20 protein-coding genes are annotated in these 17,054 nt (G+C 74.0%); 15 read left to right on the top strand and 5 right to left on the bottom strand.

Annotated features, from left to right (window positions below):
- The first annotated feature begins 1 nt into the window (after window position 1).
- The 3 genes from rpmA (at window position 2) to COO58_RS21615 (ending at window position 2,309) form a co-directional block, all read left to right on the top strand.
- On the top strand, window positions 2-256 hold the full coding sequence (gene rpmA, locus COO58_RS21625) for a 50S ribosomal protein L27 (RefSeq protein WP_013288010.1): 255 nt from the start codon (window positions 2-4) through the stop codon (window positions 254-256).
- 89 nt (window positions 257-345) lie between these two features.
- Window positions 346-1,800, top strand: coding sequence for a GTPase ObgE (gene obgE / locus COO58_RS21620; RefSeq protein ID WP_091571909.1), 1,455 nt, complete (start codon window positions 346-348; stop codon window positions 1,798-1,800).
- 59 nt (window positions 1,801-1,859) lie between these two features.
- Window positions 1,860-2,309, top strand: coding sequence for a GNAT family N-acetyltransferase (locus COO58_RS21615; protein WP_091571913.1), 450 nt, complete (start codon window positions 1,860-1,862; stop codon window positions 2,307-2,309).
- 9 nt (window positions 2,310-2,318) lie between these two features.
- On the opposite strand, the gene COO58_RS21610 is transcribed toward COO58_RS21615, so the two are convergent.
- Together COO58_RS21610 and COO58_RS21605 are read right to left on the bottom strand one after the other, a co-directional pair.
- The gene (locus COO58_RS21610; protein WP_098746965.1) at window positions 2,319-2,978 is read right to left on the bottom strand and encodes a DUF6766 family protein; all 660 of its coding nucleotides are present in this window, start codon (window positions 2,976-2,978) and stop codon (window positions 2,319-2,321) included.
- Window positions 2,979-3,075: 97 nt separating this feature from the next.
- On the bottom strand, window positions 3,076-3,552 hold the full coding sequence (locus tag COO58_RS21605) for a DUF4383 domain-containing protein (protein WP_091571918.1): 477 nt from the start codon (window positions 3,550-3,552) through the stop codon (window positions 3,076-3,078).
- 196 nt (window positions 3,553-3,748) lie between these two features.
- On the opposite strand from COO58_RS21605, the gene COO58_RS21600 reads away from it, so the two are divergent.
- Genes COO58_RS21600 through COO58_RS21590 form a run of 3 tightly spaced genes read left to right on the top strand, consistent with a single transcriptional unit; the run spans window position 3,749 to window position 5,653 of the window.
- Window positions 3,749-4,534: a hypothetical protein gene (locus COO58_RS21600; protein WP_091571923.1), complete on the top strand. Its 786-nt coding sequence runs from the start codon at window positions 3,749-3,751 to the stop codon at window positions 4,532-4,534.
- A 31-nt stretch (window positions 4,535-4,565) separates the two neighbouring features.
- Window positions 4,566-5,018, top strand: a complete 453-nt coding sequence (locus COO58_RS21595; RefSeq protein ID WP_091571926.1) for a phage holin family protein — start codon at window positions 4,566-4,568, stop codon at window positions 5,016-5,018.
- Window positions 5,015-5,653, top strand: coding sequence for a DUF3618 domain-containing protein (locus COO58_RS21590; protein WP_091571930.1), 639 nt, complete (start codon window positions 5,015-5,017; stop codon window positions 5,651-5,653). Before COO58_RS21595 ends, COO58_RS21590 begins: the two co-directional genes overlap by 4 nt.
- Window positions 5,654-5,732: 79 nt before the next feature.
- Here the strand turns inward: COO58_RS21590 and COO58_RS21585 are convergent, their stop codons facing one another.
- Window positions 5,733-6,806, bottom strand: a complete 1,074-nt coding sequence (locus COO58_RS21585; protein ID WP_255292743.1) for a glycosyltransferase family 2 protein — start codon at window positions 6,804-6,806, stop codon at window positions 5,733-5,735.
- Between the two features lie 129 nt (window positions 6,807-6,935).
- Here COO58_RS21585 and COO58_RS21580 point away from each other — a divergent pair, with 129 nt between their 5' ends.
- Both COO58_RS21580 and COO58_RS21575 read left to right on the top strand, forming a co-directional pair.
- Window positions 6,936-7,574: a cyclase gene (locus COO58_RS21580; RefSeq protein ID WP_098746963.1), complete on the top strand. Its 639-nt coding sequence runs from the start codon at window positions 6,936-6,938 to the stop codon at window positions 7,572-7,574.
- Window positions 7,571-8,749, top strand: coding sequence for a zinc-dependent alcohol dehydrogenase (locus tag COO58_RS21575; protein WP_098746961.1), 1,179 nt, complete (start codon window positions 7,571-7,573; stop codon window positions 8,747-8,749). Before COO58_RS21580 ends, COO58_RS21575 begins: the two co-directional genes overlap by 4 nt.
- A 27-nt stretch (window positions 8,750-8,776) precedes the next feature.
- Here COO58_RS21575 and COO58_RS21570 read toward each other — a convergent pair whose 3' ends face one another.
- Window positions 8,777-10,024 (bottom strand): cytochrome P450, encoded by a 1,248-nt coding sequence (locus COO58_RS21570; RefSeq protein ID WP_091571943.1) that lies wholly within the window; start codon window positions 10,022-10,024, stop codon window positions 8,777-8,779.
- Window positions 10,025-10,272: 248 nt separating this feature from the next.
- On the opposite strand from COO58_RS21570, the gene COO58_RS21565 reads away from it, so the two are divergent.
- Window positions 10,273-10,659, top strand: coding sequence for a hypothetical protein (locus COO58_RS21565; protein ID WP_091571948.1), 387 nt, complete (start codon window positions 10,273-10,275; stop codon window positions 10,657-10,659).
- A 10-nt stretch (window positions 10,660-10,669) separates the two neighbouring features.
- Here the strand turns inward: COO58_RS21565 and COO58_RS21560 are convergent, their stop codons facing one another.
- Window positions 10,670-10,888, bottom strand: coding sequence for a DUF397 domain-containing protein (locus COO58_RS21560; protein ID WP_089158060.1), 219 nt, complete (start codon window positions 10,886-10,888; stop codon window positions 10,670-10,672).
- A 66-nt stretch (window positions 10,889-10,954) separates the two neighbouring features.
- Between COO58_RS21560 and pepN the strand changes: the two genes are divergently transcribed.
- The 6 genes from pepN to COO58_RS21530 all read left to right on the top strand — a co-directional run bounded on the left by pepN (window position 10,955) and on the right by COO58_RS21530 (window position 17,017).
- A complete protein-coding gene (gene pepN / locus COO58_RS21555; RefSeq protein WP_098746959.1) occupies window positions 10,955-13,471 on the top strand; it encodes an aminopeptidase N in 2,517 nt (838 codons plus the stop codon).
- 94 nt (window positions 13,472-13,565) lie between these two features.
- Entirely contained in the window at window positions 13,566-14,162 is a 597-nt protein-coding gene (nadD, locus tag COO58_RS21550) for a nicotinate-nucleotide adenylyltransferase (protein WP_091571955.1), read from the top strand.
- A 110-nt stretch (window positions 14,163-14,272) separates the two neighbouring features.
- Complete coding sequence (gene rsfS, locus COO58_RS21545) at window positions 14,273-14,677, top strand: ribosome silencing factor (protein ID WP_091571960.1); 405 nt, start codon at window positions 14,273-14,275, stop codon at window positions 14,675-14,677.
- Window positions 14,674-15,303 (top strand): histidine phosphatase family protein, encoded by a 630-nt coding sequence (locus tag COO58_RS21540; RefSeq protein WP_091571963.1) that lies wholly within the window; start codon window positions 14,674-14,676, stop codon window positions 15,301-15,303. Before rsfS ends, COO58_RS21540 begins: the two co-directional genes overlap by 4 nt.
- Window positions 15,304-15,351: 48 nt before the next feature.
- Window positions 15,352-16,200, top strand: coding sequence for a DegV family protein (locus COO58_RS21535; RefSeq protein WP_098747358.1), 849 nt, complete (start codon window positions 15,352-15,354; stop codon window positions 16,198-16,200).
- 40 nt (window positions 16,201-16,240) lie between these two features.
- Complete coding sequence (locus tag COO58_RS21530; RefSeq protein ID WP_098746958.1) at window positions 16,241-17,017, top strand: SDR family NAD(P)-dependent oxidoreductase; 777 nt, start codon at window positions 16,241-16,243, stop codon at window positions 17,015-17,017.
- The last annotated feature ends 37 nt before the right edge of the window (window positions 17,018-17,054 follow it).

Here is a 17,054-nt window from a genome sequence, read left to right as displayed (position 1 = left end):
AATGGCTCACAAAAAGGGTGCGTCCAGCTCGCGTAACGGTCGTGACTCCGCGGCCCAGCGGCTCGGCGTGAAGCGCTTCGGTGGTCAGGTCGTCAGCGCGGGTGAGATCCTCATCCGTCAGCGTGGCACCAAGTTCCACCCCGGTGACCTGGTCGGCCGTGGCGGCGACGACACGCTGTTCGCCCTCGCCGCCGGTTCCGTGCAGTTCGGCACCAAGCGCGGTCGCAAGACCGTCAGCATCGTGCCGCAGCAGTAGTTCGAAGGCGAAGCGGGCCGCGGACCTCGGGTCCCGGCCCGCTTCGCTTTTCCACGTGCGGGGCGGACCCCGCTGGAAGGATTGGCGTCGTGACGACGTTCGTTGACCGGGTCGTCCTGCACATGCAGGCCGGCGACGGCGGGCACGGCTGTGTCTCGATCCACCGGGAGAAGTTCAAGCCCTTCGGCGGCCCGGACGGCGGCAACGGCGGCCACGGCGGCAGCGTGTCGCTGGTGGTCGACGCGCAGGTCACCACGCTGCTCGACTTCCACTTCCGGCCGCACCTGAAGGCCGAGAACGGCAAGGGCGGGGCCGGCTCGAACCGGGACGGCGCCAACGGCCGCGATCTGGTCATCAAGGTGCCCAACGGCACCGTGGTGCAGAGTCTCGACGGCGAGGTGCTGGCCGACCTGGTCGGGGTGGGCACCACCTTCGAGGCGGCCCGTGGCGGCCGGGGCGGACGGGGCAACGCCTCGCTGGCCAACGCCCGCCGCAAGGCGCCCGGCTTCGCCGAGCTGGGTGAGCCCGGCGACAAGCTCGACGTGGTGCTGGAGCTGAAGAGCGTCGCCGACGTCGGCCTGGTCGGGTTCCCGTCGGCCGGCAAGTCCTCGCTGATCTCGGTGATCTCGGCGGCCAAGCCGAAGATCGCCGACTACCCGTTCACCACGCTGGTGCCGAACCTGGGCGTGGTGCGGGTGGACAACCACACCTTCACCGTCGCCGACGTGCCCGGCCTGATCCCGGGCGCGGCCACCGGCAAGGGCCTGGGCCTGGAGTTCCTCCGCCACGTCGAGCGCTGCGCGGTGCTGGTGCACGTGGTCGACACGGCGACGCTGGAGCCGGGTCGCGACCCGCTCGCCGACATCGACGCCATCGAGTTGGAGCTGTCCCAGTACGGCGGACTCGCCGACCGGCCCCGGCTGGTCGCGCTGAACAAGGTCGACGTGCCGGACGGCAAGGACCTCGCCGACATCGTCCGCCCTGACCTGGAGGCCCGCGGCTTCCGCGTCTTCGACGTCTCCACCGCGACCCGTGAGGGGCTGCGCGAGCTGACCTACGCGATGGCCGAGCTGGTGGAGGAGGGCCGCCGCGCCGCCCCGCCGGCCGAGCCGACCCGGATCGTGATCCGGCCGAAGGCGGTCGACGACGCCGGCTTCACCATCGAGGCCGAGGTGGACGGCTCCTACACCGTCCGGGGCAGCCGGCCGGAGCGCTGGGTCAAGCAGACGAACTTCGACAACGACGAGGCCGTGGGCTACCTGGCCGACCGGCTGGCCCGCCTCGGCGTGGAGGAGAAGCTGGCCAAGGCCGGCGCGCAGGCCGGTGACCTGGTGCGCATCGGCGAGCGCGAGTTCGACTGGCAGCCGACGCTCTACGCCGGCGTCGACTTCGTTCCCGGCAACCGGGGCACCGACGTGCGCCTGGAGGAGAAGTCGAACCGCCCCTCGGCGTCCGACCGGCTGGCCGCGCGCAAGGCCCGCCGGGTACGGCCGGAGGACGAGATCGAGGCGGCCCCCGCGCCGGCGGAACCGGACTCCGAGTAGCCGTTTCGGGGTCGGTGGCGGGAAACCTCCGCGAAATCCGGCCGACCTACCGTGGCCGGATGCTGATCGAATCCCGACCCGCCACCGATCCGGAGATCGCCGCGCTCGTCGTCGCGCAGCAGCGTGAGCTGCGCGACGCCGACGGCGGGTTGGACGGGCAGGTCACCGTCGTGCACGGCGACATCCGCTACCTCGCCGTGGTGGTGGGTGGCCGGGCGGTCGGCTGCGGCGGCCTGCAGGCGCTCGACGCCGACACCGGCGAGCTGAAGCGGATGTACGTGCGACCGGCGTACCGGGGGCGGGGCATCGCCCGGCAGTTGCTGGGCGCGCTGGAGGAGTTGGCGTTCCGGCACGGGCACCGCACGGTGTGCCTGGAGACGGGCACCTACCTGCCGGCCGCGATCGCGCTCTACCGCTCCAGCGGCTACCAGCCCGTTCCGGTCTACGGCGAGTACGTCGACAACCCGTACAGCGTCTGCTTCGCCAAGCAGCTCCCGGTCGCCGCCTGACCCGCGAGGTCAGGCGCTGGTCTCGGCGTGCGCCGCGGTGACCGGCTTGGACTCGGGGCTCGCGTGCTGGCGGAGCACGATGCTGAGCAGGATCAGCACACCCACGGCCAGGAACTCGCTCTGCCAGTTCTGCATGGACTGGAACCAGAAGTCGCTGGTGCCGAGGAACTGCCAGGCGGTGATCGGGGCGGCGCCACTCTCCAGCGCCTGCTCCTGGTTGTAGGCCGCCACCCCGCCGACGAGGTGGCCCAGGAACGAACCGGTGAAGATCATCAGCAGCGCGATGGAGAGGCTGTTCCGGTAGACCACGAGGGGCAACCCGCCGACCCGGACCGGCCACGGCGAGTCGGGACGGGCGTGGTCGCGGTTGTCCTCCGGACGGTCGGTCTGCCCCTCCGGCTTCGACTCGGCCGAGCCCTTCTGCACCAGGTACGCGGTGAGCAGCACGTAGCCGCCCATCTGGAGGAACTCCGACTCCCAGTTCTCGAACACCGCCTCGGCGAAGTGCCCGGTGCCCAGGTAAGCCGACCAGCTCAGCGGCGCGACGCCGTACCGGCTCAGCTCCTCGTTGTGCACCTGCCAGCCGAAGACGCTCTGCAACAGCAGGAAGACCAGGAACGCGCCGAACATGGCGACCGAGAGCGCATTGTTCCGCAACCACCGTGGCATAGCCGGACCTCCTCGTCCCGCCGGGTGTGCCACCCGTGGTGGCCCTCCTGCCCCCGGTGGATGCCCGACAAACGCCGGCTCGGCGTGTCGCCCCTGGTCAGGGCCGGTCGATCGGGGTGTCCAGACGGCTGCCGGTGCCCATCTCGTTGTTCAGCAGCAGGCCCGAGGCGAGCATGCCGAAGCCGAGGAACAGGTGCAGCCAGTTGTCGGCGTCGTTGAGCGGGATGACGTTCGCGGAGGTCTCCCGGTCGATGACGAAGCCGTAGAGCCACAGCACCAGGTAGAGCGCGCCGCCGCCGGCCAGGAACACCCGCGCGCCGGCCAGCCGCCGCGCCATCACCAGGCCGACCAGCCCGAACAGCAGGTGCAGCAGGTTGTGCAGCACCGACACCTGGAACAGGCCGAACAGTTTCGCCTCCGAGTGGTGCCCGGCGAACGCCAGGTCCCCGTAGTGGGTGGTGACGCCGGGCACGAAGCCGAGCACGCCGATCAGCGTGAAGACGGCCGCCGCCGCGAGCGCCACCTTCTGCACCGCCGGCCGGGCCGACGGACGTCCGCGCACGTCACGTGCCATCCCTGTCACCCCCGTGAGCCCACGCCGCCCGGGCGGGCAGGCACCCCATTCTGTGACCGGGGCGGGTCGGTTCCGCAGAGAAATGACGAATCAGGCATGGACCCGACGACCGGGGGTAGGGCCCTTGTCACGCGGAAAGCAATTCGCGTGACCCCCCGAAGACAACCGCGAGGAACGCACGAGCGGAAGGGACACCATGACTCACGATCTTTCCCCCACGTCCGCCACGTACGAGTCGACGAACGGCGGCGGCGTGCGCGACCAGGCCCGGCAGGTCGGCTCCGACGCCGCAGGCGCCGGTGGCGCGGTCGCCCAGACCGCCAAGCAGCAGGGCCGGGAGGTGGTGGGCGAGGCCAAGCGGCAGGCCCGCGACCTCTACGGCGAGGCCCGCAACCAGGTCACCTCCCAGGCCGGCCAGCAGCAGCAGCGCGCCGCCAGCGGCCTGCGGTCGCTGGCCGACGAGATGCGCTCGATGGCGCAGCAGGGCGGCGGCTCCGGCCCGGTCACCGAGCTGGCCCACCAGGCGGCCGAGCGGGTGCACGGCGTCGCCGGCTGGCTGGAGCAGCGTGAGCCGGGCGACCTGCTCAACGAGGTGAAGGGCTACGCCCGCCGCAACCCGGGCACGTTCCTGGTCGGCGCCGCGCTGCTCGGCGTGGTCGCGGGCCGGCTCACCCGGAACATCGCCGCTGTCGGCAACGACGACGGTGGCGTGCGGCCGGGGTACGACCCGGACCGCACCGCGGTCCTCCCGACCACGCCGACCGTGCCCGCCCAGACCCCGCCGGGCGGCTACCTCGACCCGACGCCGGGCAGCTACGCCGAGCCGGACCCGGGCTACTCCGCGCCCGGCGCGGCCTACCCGGGTGGCGGCGCGCCGAACACCTGGGCCGACCCGGCCGGCGGCACCGGCCAGCCGCTGCCGCCGCCGAGCCAGACCGACCCGCTGCCGGGCGTGCCGTCGACCGGCGCTCCCCGCCCGTGAGCGGCCGGACCGGCAGAAGGGAGACCACGGCATGACCGTGCCGACGCAGGACCCCGGCTACCAGGCGACGGGCGCGCCGCACCACGCCGACGAGGTGCGGAGCAGCTCGATCGGTGAGCTGATGAGCCAGGTCACCGGCGACCTGTCCACGCTGATGCGACAGGAGGTCGAGCTGGCCAAGGCCGAGATCCGCCAGGAGGGCAGGAAGGCGGGCAAGGCCGCCGGCTTCTACGGCGGCGCCGGCTTCGGCGGCTACATGGTGGCGCTCTTCGTCTCCATCGCGGTGTGGCAGTTCCTCGACAACGTCATGGACTCCGGTCTGGCCGCGCTGATCGTGGCCGTGATCTGGGCCGTGGTCGCCGCCGTCCTCTACTCGAAGGCGAAGCGGAACGCCGAGCAGATCCGTGGCCTGAAGCAGACCAACGACAGCGTGCAGCGCATCCCCGACGCACTCAAGCCGCACCCGGAGGGAGTCACCCGATGAGCACCGATCCCGACCAGATCCGCCGGGAGATCGAAGCCACCCGCAACAACCTCAGCTCGGACGTGGACGCCCTGGCGTACAAGGTCAGCCCGGGCCGCATCGTCGACGACCGCAAGCAGCGCGTGCGCAGCGCGCTGACGAACGTGAAGGACAAGGTGATGGGAACCGCTTCCGACCTCGGCCACAGCACCGGCCACGCCGCCCACTCGGTGGGCGACCACGCCTCCTCGACGGCGTCCACGGTGGGCGACAAGGCCCACTCCGCCGCCTCCGCGGTGAGCGACGCCGCGCACCGCGCGCCCCAGGTGGTGCGGCAGAAGTCCGAGGGCAACCCGATCGCCGCCGGCGTGATCGCCTTCGGTGTGGGCATGCTGGTCTCCTCGCTCATCCCGGCCACCCGGCGGGAGCAGCAGCTCGCCGCGCAGGTCAAGGAGAAGGCGACCGAGCACGGCGGCGTGGTCAAGGAGAAGCTCGGCGAGGTCGCCGGGGAGCTCAGGGAGGAACTGCGCGAGCCGGCGCAGCACGCCGCCGAGTCGGTGCGGTCCACCGCGCAGGAGGCCGCCCAGGCGGTCAAGGACGACGGCCGCAGCGCCGCGCAGGACGTGCGGGAGAGCGCCCACCAGGCGCGCTCCTGACGGAAGCTCCCGCGTCAGGCGGGGGTCCTTCCTGTCGCCCAGGCGACGGGAGGGGCCCCCGCCTGTCTCGTCGATGTCGTCAACGCGGCGCGGCCCCGTTCTCCACCCAGAGCACCAGGTCGTCCGGGCGCCGCCGCGCCGACCGCCGGCGCAACGTCCGGGTGGAGTGGGCCGCCACCCGCAAGCGGCTGTCCGCGTAGGGCACCCCGCCGCGCAGCCGCCGGCCGACCGCGAGCCACGCGCACACGCCCCGTTCCAGCAGCCAGACCGGCGCGGCGAGCGTCGTGTGCGCCGGGAAGACCTGGGCGCCGCCGGCCCGGCGCCGGCCGACCTCCGCCACCGCCACGGTGACCAGCCCGGCCCGCAGCAGCAGCCCCGGCCGCCGGGCGGCGAGCGCGACCGCCGTCGCAGGCAGCACCGCCAGCGCGGCCAGCAGCCACGCCGGTCGGGCCGTCTCGTCGTACGCCTGGCGCACGCGCTGCCCGAGGAAGTGCCCGGCGGCGGGCGGGAGTCGCCGCACGTACAGCCAGGCGGGGGCGGCCTCGCTGCCCCCGTACGCCCGGACTGTCCGGACCAGCTCCAGGTTCTCGAAGAGCACGTCCGGGTCGTAGCCGCCCATGGCCAGGAACGTGCTCCGGCACACCGCCAGGGTGCCCGGCCAGTCCCCGCCGAACGCCCGGGCCAGCAGTGTCCTTCCGGTGTCCCACCAGGCGTGCCAGGGCAGCGGGTCGAAGTGGTTCTGCGGCCGGACCAGGTCCACCCGGTCGAGCAGGTCGTGCACGGCGCACAGCGCCGGCAGGTCGTAGCGGACGTCGTCGTCGGCGACCACCACGTGCTCGTGCCGGGCCAGCGCCACCCCGGTGAGCACCCCGAGCACCTTGCCGTTGCGCCCGCGCAGCGCCGGATCGGGCGGAACGTGCCGGACCAGCCCCCGCCAGGCGGCGGCGTGGCGGGCGAACAGCGCCGGCGCGGACCCGTCGACCGCCACCACGTCGACCCATCGGCTCAGCTCGCGCAGGTAGCCGGTCAGCTCGTCCAGACCCCGGTCGTCGTGGGCGCGCACCGGCAGGACGTACGCCATCGGCAGCCGGACCGGCGCGGACCGCACGTCGGTCCGGTCCGGTCGGCGCGGGTGCGCAGCGGTGTCCGTCACGTCGTCTCCCGTCCCGAGAGGGATCAGCCGGGTGCCCGGAATGCGGCTCCTGAAACCGTTTCGGCCGCCCTGGGCCGGGTAGCGCAGCCGGATACGGGCGGGCGAGTCGTCCGAGGTGGAGGAGACGTGATGAGCAGCAACGGAACGAGGTGGGCGCTGGCCGGCGCCGCCGCGCTGACGGCGCTCGGGATCACCCGGACGGTGGCCCGGCGCCGGCACCGACACCAACCCGACCGGGAGGACGGCTGGTACGTGGTGCGCCGGGGCATCACGGTCGACCGGCCGGTCGACGCGGTGATCGGCTTCTGGACCGACCGGGAACGGCTCGACCGGGGCCTGGCCGAGTGGGCCACCCTGGAGCAGTTCGACGACAACCGGTGGCGCTGCGTGGCCGCGGACCCGGCCGGCGGCGGCACCGAGTGGCGGGCCGAGATCACCGTCGAGGGCCCGGGCCGGTTCAGCTGGCGGGTGACCGACGGGCCGGTGGCCCAGCGGGGCCGGGTCGAGCTGGTCGCCGCGCCCCAGGACCGGGGCACCGAGATCCGCGCCGAGCTGCGGTGGCGCTCCGGCCCGCTGCGCCGGGCCGTCGGCCTGGTCGGCGGGAACGAGCCGGACTTGGCGCTGCGCACCGCGTTGCGCCGGATCAAGTCGCTCGTCGAGACCGGTCAGGTGCTGGACACCCGGCACGACCCGTCGGGGCGCAGCCCGCGCCAGGAGCGGGCGACGGACAAGGTACGCGAGAAGCTGATCGTGGGAGGACGGCCGTGAGGGCGCTGTGCTGGGAGGGCGTCGGCAAGCTCGCCGTGCGCGACGTGCCGGAACCGACCGTCCGGTCGGCCGGCGACATCATCGTCAAGGTCCGGGCCAGCAGCGTCTGCGGCTCCGACCTGCACCTGATCAACGGCTACCTGCCGGCGATGCGCGAGGGGGACGTGCTCGGCCACGAGTTCATGGGCGAGGTGGTGGAGGTTGGCCCCGAGGTCCGGCGGATCTCCGTCGGCGACCGGGTCGTGGTCGGCTCCGTGGTGGCCTGCGGCAGCTGCTGGTACTGCCGCACCGAGCAGTACTCGCTCTGCGACAACTCCAACCCCCAGCCGGTCTTCACCGAGAAGCTGTGGGGCCACTCGCCGGCCGGCATCCTCGGCTACTCGCACGCGGCCGGTGGCTACTCGGGCAGCCACGCCGAGTACATCCGGGTGCCGTTCGGCGACGTCGGCGCCTTCACCGTGCCGGACGGCGTGCCGGACGACTCGGTGGTGTTCGCCTCCGACGCCATGCCGACCGGCTGGATGGCGGCCGACTTCTGCGCCCTCAAGGGCGGCGAGGTGGTGGCGGTCTGGGGCGCCGGCGGCGTCGGCCAGATGGCCGCCCGGTCCGCGCAGATCCTCGGCGCCGAGCGGGTCGTGGTCATCGACCGGCTGCCGGAGCGGCTCGACACCGCGGCCCGGCGCCTCGGCGTGGGGACGATCAACTACGCGGAGACCGACGTGCTGGAGGCGCTGCGCGAGCTGACCGCCGGCCGCGGCCCGGACGCCTGCATCGAGGCGGTCGGCATGGAGTCGCACGACGTCGGCCCGGCCTACGCGTACGACAAGGCCAAGCAGACGGTACGGCTGCAGAGCGACCGTCCGACGTCGGTCCGGCAGGCGATCATGGCGTGCCGCAAGGGCGGCACGGTGAGCATCGTCGGGGTGTACGGCGGTCTGGTGGACAAGTTCCCGCTCGGCGCGGCCATGAACAAGGCGCTGGTGCTGCGGATGGGGCAGATGCACGCGCAGCGCTACATCCCGATGCTGCTGGACCGGGTCGCGGCCGGCGAGATCGACCCCGGCTACCTGGCCACCCACCCGATGTCGCTGGAGGAGGGGGCACGGGGCTACGAGATCTTCGAGAAGAAGGAGGACGGCTGCCTGCGCACCGTCCTGCACCCGCAGGCCGCCTGAGCGTGGACGGGGGTGCGGACGCGCCGCTCAGGCGGCCGGACGCACCCCGTCCACCAGCAGCCCGCTGGGCGGCAGCGTCGGCATCCGCGCGAGGTCGAGCGCGAGGTCCTGCGGCGGGACGCGGTAGCTCATCGTGCCGGTCAGCTGGGCCACCGCCCGCTTCATCAGCTCGATGGTGATCCACTCGCCGGCGCAGCGGTGCCCGGTGAGGTGGTCGCCGCCGCCCTGCGGGACCAGCCCGAACGGGTCGTCCCGCCAGCCGGCGAAGCGCTCCGGGCGGAACCGCTCCGGCTCCGGCCAGATCCGCGGGTGGTGGTTCGTGCCGTACAGGTCGAGCAGCACGCGGCGGCCCTGCGGGAACGCGTACCCCCGCCACTCGAACGAGCGACGCACGCGCGCGGCGGCGAGCGGGAAGAACGGGTAGTAGCGGCGTACCTCCTGCACGAACTGCTCGGTCGCGGCGTCGTCACCGGCCAGCCGGTCGCGCCAGTGCGGGTGGTCGTGCAACGCCAGCGCGGCGAAGACCACGTACCGGTCCACGGCGACGGTGGGGCGCAGCACGTTGAGCAACTCCACCGCCGCGATCCGGCGGGGCAGCGGCGTGCCCCGCTCGTCCCGGTGCTCGGCGACGACCCGCAGCGCGCTGCCCTCGGGCGCCGGGAGCGCGCCGGCGCGGACCCGGTCGACCTGCTCGCCGGCCCAGCGTTCGGCCCGGCGCCGGCCGAGCAGCCCGCGCCAGTGTTTCGGCCCCAGGACGGCGGGAGCCTCGATCATCGCGTGCATCTCGGCGGTCCGGCGGGCCACGTCGGCCTCGACCAGGGGCACGCCGGCCCAGGCCCAGACCGCCCTGGTGAGGATCCGGCCCACCTCGTCGTAGAGCACGACTGGGCCGTCCTGCGCCCAGGCCGGGATCCGGGCCCGCCACTCGTCGTCGAAGAGCTGCCCGAGCCGGCGGATCGCGGCCGGTGTCATGATCGACATGAACATGGCCTTGCGGGCCCGGTGCGCCTCGCCGTCGAGACCCTGGACGCCACCGACGCCGGTCAGCGTGCGTTGCCCGCGCATCGGCATGGCGCCGCGCCGGACGAACCGCTCCTCGTCGTAGAACAGCTCGGCGGCCTCCCGGCCGCGCAGGCAGATCGTCGGCTCCAGCAGCAGCCGGGTCTGGAAGACGTCGGTGCCGAACCGGTCGCAGCGGGCGCCCACGAAGCGGTAGCCCTCGCGCAGGAAGGCCAGCGTGCTGTCCGGGCTCCGGTCGCTCGGCATGGTGCTCATCTCGGCGGCTCCTGACCGGCTCGGTGGCCCTGCTCGACGTTGCGCTACCTACCCGGGCCGACGCGGCCGAATCCTCCATTACCGCAGGTCCGGCCGGTCGGGGGAGGGGCCGGCCACGCGGCCGGCCGCTGGCCCCTCCCCGGGTGCGGAAAAGCTGGTTGGCTCGGAACGCGGGTCGGCGGGCGCCGGTCCGGCGCCCGCCGGCACGGCGTCCGGTGGGCGGTCACCGACGACGGGGGAGGACCCGGATGCGCGACGAGAGGGCGGAGCGACGGCGGCGTGGGGCGGTCGCCGGGCTGCGGGGCGGCGGTCGGGAGGATCCGCTGATCGGCGGTCCCCGCCGGCCCGCGCCCCGCCCGCCGCGGTTCTTCACCGTGCACCTCGGATTCGCGGCCGCCGAGCCCGCCGTCGCGCGGGAGTTGGCCGTCGCGTACGCCGAGGCTCTCGGCCTGCTCCGCCCGGAGCTGGCACTCGGCGCGGCGGCGCTGTCCCCGGCCGACGCCTGGCACCGGGCCGAGCGGTTGTTCTGCGGGGCGGTCGGGCCCGACGGCGAGCGCTGCGCCGACGTGGCCGACCACCCCGGGTTCCACCACGCGCCCGGGCCGGGCGGGCTCGGCTGGGGTGACGGTGACTGACCGCGCGGGTTCAGTCCAGGTCGAACTCGCCGTCCTGGGCGCCCGCCACGAAGGCGTCCCACTCGGCCTGGGTGAAGACCAGGACGGGCCCCTCCGGCTCGGCCGAGTTGCGCATCCCGATCAGATCGTCGACGAAGGCCACCTCGACCGCACCCTCGGAGGTGTCTCCCTCCGCGCGCTGCCACACCGCCCGAGAGAGGTCGAAATCGCCCTTGGGGTGCTGACCCATCGTTGTTCCTCCATCGCGACGCGTAACGAGAAGGTCCGTGCGGACCTCATCGGGCAGGATAAGCGGATGCCGAGCCTCACCCGTGCAGAGGCGACCGCGCGCCGCGCGTCGATCACCGTCGAGTCCTACCAGGTGGACCTCGACCTGACCGGCGACGCCGAGCGGTTCCGCTCCGCCGTCACCATCCGGTTCCGGGCCAACCCCGGCGCCGAGACCTTCGTCGACGTCAAGCCTCGCCGACTCCTGCGGGCCCGTCTCAACGACCGCGACCTCGACCCGGCCCTGCTGTCCGACGAGCGGTTGCCGCTCACCGGCCTGGCCGCGAGCAACACGCTCACCGTCGAGGCCGAGATGGCCTACTCCAACACCGGCGAGGGGTTGCACCGCTTCGTCGACCCGGCCGACGGCGAGACCTACCTCTACGCCATGTCCTTCCTGGACGACGCGCCGCGCATCTTCGCGGCGTTCGACCAGCCCGACCTGAAGGCGCCGGTGACGCTCGCCGTCACCGCGCCGCCGGAGTGGACGGTGGCGGCCAACGGGCAGCTCGCCGACCGGCCCACGCCGGGGCGGTGGGAGTTCGCCCCCACCGCGCCGCTGGCCACCTACTTCGTCACGCTGGTCGCCGGGCCCTGGCACGTGCTGCGGTCCGAGCACGACGGCATCCCGCTCGGCCTCTACTGCCGGCGCTCGCTCGCCGCGCATCTCGACGCCGACGCCGACGAGATCTTCACCGTCACCCGGCAGTGCCTCGACCGCTTCCACCAGCTCTTCGCCGAGCGCTACCCGTTCGGCAAGTACGACCAGGCGTTCGTGCCCGAGTTCAACGCCGGCGCCATGGAGAACCCCGGCCTGGTCACGTTGCGCGACGACTACGTCTTCCGGTCCGCGGTCACCGACACCCAGCGCGAGCTGCGCGCCACCACCATCGCCCACGAGATGGCGCACATGTGGTTCGGCGACCTGGTCACCATGCGCTGGTGGGACGACCTCTGGCTGAACGAGTCGTTCGCGGAGTACCTGGGCACCCGGGTCACCGCCGAGGCGACCCGGTTCGACCGGGCGTGGACCACGTTCGCGAGCCGTCGCAAGGCGTGGGGCTACACCGCCGACCAGCGTCCGTCCACCCACCCGGTTGCGCCGCAGGAGGTGGCCGACGCCGCCCAGGCGCTGCTCAACTTCGACGGCATCTCGTACGCCAAGGGCGCCAGCGTGCTGCGCCAGCTCGTCGCCTGGCTCGGCGACGGCGCCTTCCTGGCCGGGCTGAACGCGCACTTCGCCGCGCACCGGTTCGACAACGCCACGCTTGCCGACCTGCTGGCCGGCCTCGGCGCCGCGAGCGGACGCGACCTGACCGGCTGGGCCGAGCGCTGGCTGCGTCGGGCGCAGGTGAACACGCTGCGCATCGAGACCGCGGTGGACGGCGACGGCCGGTGGACCGAGGTGGCGGTGGTGCAGACCGCCCCGCCGAGCCACCCGGTGCTGCGGCCGCACCGCATCGGCGTGGCCCACCTGACCGCCGACGCCCCGGCCCGGCGGTTCGAGGTCGACCTCGACCCGGACGCCGACGGCGGCCGTACGCCGGTGCCCGAACTGGTCGGGCAGCCGGCCACCGGCCTGCTGCTGCCCAACGCCGGCGACCTGACCTTCGCCAAGATCCGACTGGACCCGGCCTCGTCGGACGCGGTGCCGATGCTGCTGCCCGGCCTCGACGACCCGCTGGCCCGGGCGTTGCTGTGGGGTGAGGCGCTGGACGCCGTCACCGACGGGGAGCGGCCCACCGCCGCGCTGGTCGGCCTGATCGCCGCGGCGCTGCCGGCCGAGACCGAGGTGACCATCATCGAGGACGTGCTGCTGCTGACCCGGCGGCTCGTCGACCGCTACCTCGACCCACTGGCCCGCGACGCCGCGTTGCTGCGGGTGTCCGCCGCCTGTGCGGCGTTGCTCGCCGCGGCGCCGGCGGGCGGCTCGCGTCAGCTCGCCGCGGCGCGGGGGTTCATCGCCGCCACCACCGACACCGGGCTCCTCGCCGACTGGTTGGCCGGCAAGCAGGTGCCGTCGGGGCTCTCCGTCGACACCGACCTGCGCTGGGCGGTGCTGCGCCGGTTGGTGGTGCTCGGCGCCGCCGGCGCGGCGGAGATCGACGCCGAGGCGGCCGCCGACCGCAGCGCCACCGGCGCCGAGCAGGCCGCGGCCTGCCGGGCGGCGCTGCCGGACCCGGACGCGAAGCGGGCGGCCTGGGAGATCGTCACGACCAGCACCGAGCTGTCCAACCGGCTGGTCGAGGCGACCGCCGAGGGCTTCTGGCAGCCCGAACAGGCCGAGTTGACCGCCGGGTACGTCGAGCGCTACTTCACCGACATGCCGGCGGCGGCACGTCTGCGTACCGCCTGGGTGGCCGACTCGGTCACGGTCGCCGCGTTCCCGCGCTACGCGGTGGCGCAGCCGACCCGGGAGCTGGCCGCGGCGCTGCTGGCCCGCGACGACCTCACGCCCGGCCTGCGCCGGTGGGTCACCGACCTGGACGACGACCTGCGCCGGGCGCTGGTGGCCCGCACCGCGGTGGCCGCCGCGGCCGCCTGACCGGTGCCCGTGCCGGGCGGGTCGGGGCGCCCGCCCGGTACGGGCCCCGGTGACCCCGCCCGGGGGTCGCCGTCGCGCGGCCTACGATCGCGGGGTGGAGGAAGACATCCGGCGGATCGGCATCATGGGCGGCACGTTCGACCCGATCCACCACGGTCACCTGGTGGCGGCGAGCGAGGTGGCCGACCGGTTCGGCCTGGACGAGGTGGTCTTCGTGCCGACCGGACAGCCGTGGCAGAAGGCGGACGAACCGGTCAGCCCGGCCGAGGACCGCTACCTGATGACCGTGATCGCCACCGCCTCCAACCCCCGCTTCCAGGTGAGCCGGGTCGACATCGACCGCGGTGGCCCCACCTACACCGTCGACACGCTGCGGGACCTGCACGCCGAGTACGGCCCGAAGTCGCAGTTGTTCTTCATCACCGGCGCGGACGCCCTGGAGCGGATCCTCTCCTGGAAGGACCTCGACGACGTCCTCGAACTGGCCCACTTCATCGGGGTGACCCGTCCCGGTTTCGAGCTCTCCGACCAGCACCTCCCGGCGGACACGGTCAGCCTGGTGCAGGTTCCCGCCATGGCCATCTCCTCCACCGACTGCCGCGCGCGGGTGGGTCGGGGCGAGCCGGTCTGGTACCTGGTGCCCGACGGTGTGGTGCAGTACATCGCCAAACGGCGGCTCTATCAGCGGTGATCCCGCCCGTTACGTACCCGTATGCCCCGGTAACCAGCCAGAACTGCCAAGTCGCCGCGTCGCCGGGTGTGAGAGGCTTGGAGGGTCGCACGGTTGATCGAAGGAGAACGGTGACAGTTTCCGAACGCGCGCACGAGCTGGCGATGGCCGCCGCCCAGGCCGCGGCCGACAAGAAGGCACAGGACATCGTCATCATCGACGTGGGCGATCAGCTCGCGATCACCGACGCGTTCCTGGTGGCCTCGGCGCCCAACGAGCGTCAGGTGCTCGCCATCGTCGACGCCGTCGAGGAGCGCCTGCTGGAGCTGCCGGAGAAGGCCAAGCCGATCCGCCGCGAGGGCGAGCGGGGTGGCCGCTGGGTGCTGCTCGACTACGTCGACATCGTGGTGCACGTGCAGCACACCGAGGAGCGCGAGTTCTACGCGCTCGACCGGCTCTGGAAGGACTGCCCGCAGATCCCGTTCGTGGATCGCGACCTGGCCGACTCGGCCGCCGGCACCGCCACCGCCGAATGACCCGCCTGATCATCTGGCGGCACGGCAACACCGACTGGAACGCGCAGAGCCGGGTCCAGGGCCAGACCGACGTGCCGCTCAACGACCTCGGCCGGGAGCAGGCCCGCGCCGCCGCACCCGTGCTGGCCGCGCTGCGCCCCGACGCCATCGTCGCCAGCGACCTGCGCCGGGCCGCCGACACCGCCGCCGCGCTGGCGGCGGTGACCGGGCTGCCCATCCGCGCCGACGCCCGGCTGCGCGAGCGGCACTTCGGCCAGTGGCAGGGCCTGGCCCTCACCGAGGTCGCCGAGCGCTTCGGAGACGAGTACGCCCGCTGGCGGGCCGGCGATCCCGACCCCGGCGCCGGCATCGAGAACCTGGACGACCTCGGCAAGCGGCTCGGCGCGGCGTTCCGCGACGCGGCCGACCTGGCTCCCGGCGGCACCGTGGTGGTGACCACCCACGGCGGCGGGGCCCGGCAGGGCGTCGGTCACCTGCTCGGCTGGGACCACGCGGTGCTGCGCAGCCTCGGCTCGCTGGCCAACTGCCACTGGACCGAGCTGCGCCACGACGAGGTCCGGGGCTGGCACCTGCGCGCGCACAATGTCGGGCTGATCACCCAGCCGGCGCTCACCGACGCGGTCTGAGGCGTCCGGCCCCGGCACGGCACCGCCACATCGGCTAGCGTGCCGGTCATGCCCGTAGCGGTCGTCACCGACTCCACCGCCTACCTGCCCCCCGAGCTGGTCCGCGCGCACCGGCTCACCGTCGTCCCGCTGACCGTCGTGCTCAACGGCGCCGAAGGGCTGGAGGGCGTCGAGACCTCCCCGGCCGACGCCACCCGCGCGCTGAGCGCCCGCCGGGTCTCGGTGAGCACCTCCCGCCCCGCCCCGGAGCAGTTCGCGCAGGTCTACCGCACGCTGCTGGCCGAGGGCGCCGACGGCGTGGTCTCGGTGCACCTGTCCGCCGAACTCTCCGGCACCGTCGAGGCGGCCCGGCTGGCCGCCGCCGAGGTCGGCGACCGCGTCGCCGTGGTCGACAGCCGCTCCACCGGCATGGGCCTCGGCTTCCCGGTGCTGGCCGCCGCCAGGGCCGCCGCCGGGGGAGCCGACCTGACCGGGGTACGTGCGGCGGCGCTGGACGCGGTCGGCCGGACCACCATCTTCTTCTACGTCGACACGCTGGAGTTCCTGCGCCGGGGCGGCCGGATCAACGCGGCCGAGGCACTGCTCGGCACCGCCCTCTCGGTCAAGCCGATCATGCACATGCCGGACGGCGCGATCGTGGTGAAGGACAAGGTCCGGACCGCCAGCCGGGGCGTCGCGCGCCTGGTCGACCTGGCGGTCGAGGCGGCGGGGGACGCCGAGGTCGACCTCGGGGTGCACCACCTCGCCGCCCCGCAGCGCGCCGACCAGCTGCTGGTCGCGTTGACCGAGCGGTTGGGCGACCGGCTGCACGACACGTACGTCAGCGAGGCCGGCGCGGTGGTCGCCGCGCACGCCGGACCCGGACTGGCCTGCGTGGTCGTCCACCGCCGCCCGTGAGCCGGTGTCCGGGCCCCGTGCCCGCCACCCGGTGCGTCCGATGAGGGCCCGGTCGTACGTCGTCACCGGGGGCGGCCGGGGCGTGGGGCGGGCCGTCGTGGAACGGCTGGTCGACGACGGCGGCACCGTGGTCGTCGTCGAGCGGGACGCGGACGCGCTGGACTGGCTGGCCGGACACCCCGCCACCGAGCGGTTGCGCGCCGTGACCGGGGACGCCGCCGACGAGGCGGTCACCGAACGGGCCGCCGACCGGGCCGAGGCAGCGGCCCCGTTGGCCGGCTGGGTCAACAACGCCGCCGTCTTCCGTGACGCCGCGCTGCACACTGCCCCGGCGGGCGAGGTGTTCGACCTGATCGCGGTCAACCTGCGTCCCGCCGTGGTCGGCGCCGGCACCGCCGTACGCCGGTTCCTGGCTGCCGGCAGCGGCGGCGCGATCGTCAACGTCTCCTCCCACCAGGGCCGCCGGGCGGTCCCCGGCGCGTTGCCGTACGCCACCGCCAAGGCGGCGGTGGAGGGGCTGACCCGGGCGCTGGCGGTCGACTACGGTCCGCACGGCATCCGGGCCAACGCGGTAGCGCTCGGCTCGATCCACACCGAGCGGCACGCCGCCTTCCTCGCCGGGCTGGACCCGGCCGGGGCGGACCGGGTGGAGGCCGAGCTGGCCCGGCTGCACCCGGTGGGCCGGATCGGGCGCGCCGCGGAGGTGGCCGACGTGGTCGCGTTCCTGCTGTCGACGCGGGCCTCGTTCGTCAACGGCGTGACGCTGCCGGTCGACGGGGGCCGGGCCGCGCTCGGCCTCGACCCCGAGGCACGCTGACCCCCACCCCGACGGCCGGTAACACATCGACGGCATG

Source organism: Micromonospora sp. WMMA1996 (genome assembly GCF_002573675.1).
GTDB classification, from domain to species: Bacteria; Actinomycetota; Actinomycetes; order Mycobacteriales; family Micromonosporaceae; genus Micromonospora; species Micromonospora sediminicola.
Note: the sequence above shows the minus strand (reverse complement) of the source record. Positions and strands in the feature narration are given on the sequence as shown.

Coding starts and splice junctions, on each gene's coding strand:
- rpmA (WP_013288010.1), top strand. CDS start 2: ATGGCTCACAAAAAGGGTGCGTCCAGCTCGCGTAACGGTCGTGACTCC.
- COO58_RS21615 (WP_091571913.1), top strand. CDS start 1,860: ATGCTGATCGAATCCCGACCCGCCACCGATCCGGAGATCGCCGCGCTC.
- COO58_RS21610 (WP_098746965.1), bottom strand. CDS start 2,978: ATGCCACGGTGGTTGCGGAACAATGCGCTCTCGGTCGCCATGTTCGGC.
- COO58_RS21605 (WP_091571918.1), bottom strand. CDS start 3,552: ATGGCACGTGACGTGCGCGGACGTCCGTCGGCCCGGCCGGCGGTGCAG.
- COO58_RS21600 (WP_091571923.1), top strand. CDS start 3,749: ATGACTCACGATCTTTCCCCCACGTCCGCCACGTACGAGTCGACGAAC.
- COO58_RS21595 (WP_091571926.1), top strand. CDS start 4,566: ATGACCGTGCCGACGCAGGACCCCGGCTACCAGGCGACGGGCGCGCCG.
- COO58_RS21590 (WP_091571930.1), top strand. CDS start 5,015: ATGAGCACCGATCCCGACCAGATCCGCCGGGAGATCGAAGCCACCCGC.
- COO58_RS21580 (WP_098746963.1), top strand. CDS start 6,936: ATGAGCAGCAACGGAACGAGGTGGGCGCTGGCCGGCGCCGCCGCGCTG.
- COO58_RS21570 (WP_091571943.1), bottom strand. CDS start 10,024: ATGAGCACCATGCCGAGCGACCGGAGCCCGGACAGCACGCTGGCCTTC.
- COO58_RS21565 (WP_091571948.1), top strand. CDS start 10,273: ATGCGCGACGAGAGGGCGGAGCGACGGCGGCGTGGGGCGGTCGCCGGG.
- COO58_RS21560 (WP_089158060.1), bottom strand. CDS start 10,888: ATGGGTCAGCACCCCAAGGGCGATTTCGACCTCTCTCGGGCGGTGTGG.
- pepN (WP_098746959.1), top strand. CDS start 10,955: ATGCCGAGCCTCACCCGTGCAGAGGCGACCGCGCGCCGCGCGTCGATC.
- COO58_RS21540 (WP_091571963.1), top strand. CDS start 14,674: ATGACCCGCCTGATCATCTGGCGGCACGGCAACACCGACTGGAACGCG.
- COO58_RS21535 (WP_098747358.1), top strand. CDS start 15,352: ATGCCCGTAGCGGTCGTCACCGACTCCACCGCCTACCTGCCCCCCGAG.
- COO58_RS21530 (WP_098746958.1), top strand. CDS start 16,241: ATGAGGGCCCGGTCGTACGTCGTCACCGGGGGCGGCCGGGGCGTGGGG.